Below are 2,449 nucleotides of genomic sequence, written 5' to 3' on the forward strand. Positions count from 1 at the left end.
CCCCTTCCAGAGGCCTTCCACTAACACCACACTTTTCTGACTCCCGCCCAGCACGGCAGCACTGAGAAGATCGGTCCCACGACCCCGCATCGACAACACCTGCCGGCTATCACATCGATACGGTTTAGCCTCATCCGCTTTCGCTCGCCACTACTCACGGAATCACTGTTGTTTTCTCTTCCTGTGGGTACTGAGATGTTTCACTTCCCCACGTTCCCTCCACACGCCCTATACATTCAGGCGCGGGTCACACCACATGACTGGTGCGGGGTTCCCCCATTCGGAAATCCTCGGATCAACGCTCGGTTGACAGCTCCCCGAGGCTTATCGCAGCCTCCTACGTCCTTCATCGGCTCCTGGTGCCAAGGCATCCACCGTGCGCCCTTAACAACTTGACCCACCACAACACACCCCACCTCCCACCAACCCGAAAGCCGATGACAGCTGGAACATCTGCGATGCGCCCTACAAGATGCTCGCGTCCACTGTGCAGTTCTCAAAGAACGAACGACCACCCACCCACACCCACCACCAACACCCCGACACCAAAGCGTCACGAGCTGGTATGGCGAGCAAGCAGGCCCCGCACGCAAGAGCGCAAACCCAACCCCCCGAAGAGGACCGGTCCACTCCCTCAGGACCCAACAGCGTGCCTACGCAGAACCACCACCACCACCCGCGTTCCCACCCACACCCCACTCAAGGGGCCAACCCCCGCAAAAGGGGTCTCGGGCTGTACTAACGGCCGAACGGCGCCGGCGCCACGAACTGGTCAGTGTTCCACCCTCGAGCTCCACCCCACACACACGCACAACCCCGGTAGTGGGGCCCTGTCTCGGTGTGGGCGTGGCTCTGGACCACCCGACCACGTCGGGCGGCCAGTGCTCCTTAGAAAGGAGGTGATCCAGCCGCACCTTCCGGTACGGCTACCTTGTTACGACTTCGTCCCAATCGCCGATCCCGCCTTCGACGGCTCCCTCCACAAGGGTTGGGCCACCGGCTTCGGGCGTTACCGACTTTCGTGACGTGACGGGCGGTGTGTACAAGGCCCGGGAACGTATTCACCGCAGCGTTGCTGATCTGCGATTACTAGCGACTCCAACTTCATGGGGTCGAGTTGCAGACCCCAATCCGAACTGAGACCGGCTTTTTGGGATTCGCTCCACCTCACGGTATCGCAGCCCTTTGTACCGGCCATTGTAGCATGTTTGCAGCCCTAGACATAAGGGGCATGATGATTTGACGTCATCCCCACCTTCCTCCGAGTTGACCCCGGCAGTCTCCCATGAGTCCCCGGCATAACCCGCTGGCAACATGGGACGAGGGTTGCGCTCGTTGCGGGACTTAACCCAACATCTCACGACACGAGCTGACGACAACCATGCACCACCTGTGTGCGACCCTTACGGACCCACCATCTCTGGAGGATTTCCGCACATGTCAAGCCTAGGTAAGGTTCTTCGCGTTGCATCGAATTAAGCAACATGCTCCGCCGCTTGTGCGGGCCCCCGTCAATTCCTTTGAGTTTTAGCCTTGCGGCCGTACTCCCCAGGCGGGGCGCTTAATGCGTTAGCTGCGGCACGGAGACCGTGGAATGGCCCCCACACCTAGCGCCCAACGTTTACGGCGTGGACTACCAGGGTATCTAATCCTGTTCGCTCCCCACGCTTTCGCTCCTCAGCGTCAGTTGTTGCCCAGAGACCCGCCTTCGCCACCGGTGTTCCTCCTGATATCTGCGCATTTCACCGCTACACCAGGAATTCCAGTCTCCCCTGCAACACTCAAGTCTGCCCGTATCGACTGCAGACCCGGAGTTGAGCTCCGGGCTTTCACAGCCGACGCGACAAACCGCCTACGAGCTCTTTACGCCCAATAATTCCGGACAACGCTTGCACCCTACGTATTACCGCGGCTGCTGGCACGTAGTTGGCCGGTGCTTCTTCTGCAGGTACCGTCACTTCCGCTTCGTCCCTGCTGAAAGAGGTTTACAACCCGAAGGCCGTCATCCCTCACGCGGCGTCGCTGCGTCAGGCTTCCGCCCATTGCGCAATATTCCCCACTGCTGCCTCCCGTAGGAGTCTGGGCCGTGTCTCAGTCCCAGTGTGGCCGGTCACCCTCTCAGGCCGGCTACCCGTCGTCGCCTTGGTAGGCCATCACCCCACCAACAAGCTGATAGGCCGCGGGCCCATCCCCAGCCGAAAAACTTTCCACAAACCCCCATGCGGAGAAATGTGAATATCCGGTATTAGCACCAATTTCTTGGAGTTATCCCAGAGCCGGGGGCAGGTTGCCCACGTGTTACTCACCCGTTCGCCACTAATCCACCAGCAAGCTGGCTTCATCGTTCGACTTGCATGTGTTAAGCACGCCGCCAGCGTTCGTCCTGAGCCAGGATCAAACTCTCCGTAGATGAATTCAACCCAGACCAAGAACCAAGACCTGACAGTCT

The 2,449-nt window shown here is 59.6% G+C and carries 2 rRNA genes; both read right to left on the bottom strand.

The annotated features are described in order from the left end of the window. Window positions 1–398, bottom strand: a 23S ribosomal RNA gene (locus BLT39_RS21710); the annotation flags it as partial. A 494-nt stretch (window positions 399–892) separates the two neighbouring features. Continuing rightward, a 16S ribosomal RNA gene (locus BLT39_RS21715) occupies window positions 893–2,410 on the bottom strand. Between the last annotated feature and the right edge of the window lie 39 nt (window positions 2,411–2,449).

The sequence above is a fragment of the Klenkia brasiliensis genome (genome assembly GCF_900100695.1).
GTDB lineage: Bacteria > Actinomycetota > Actinomycetes > Mycobacteriales > Geodermatophilaceae > Klenkia > Klenkia brasiliensis.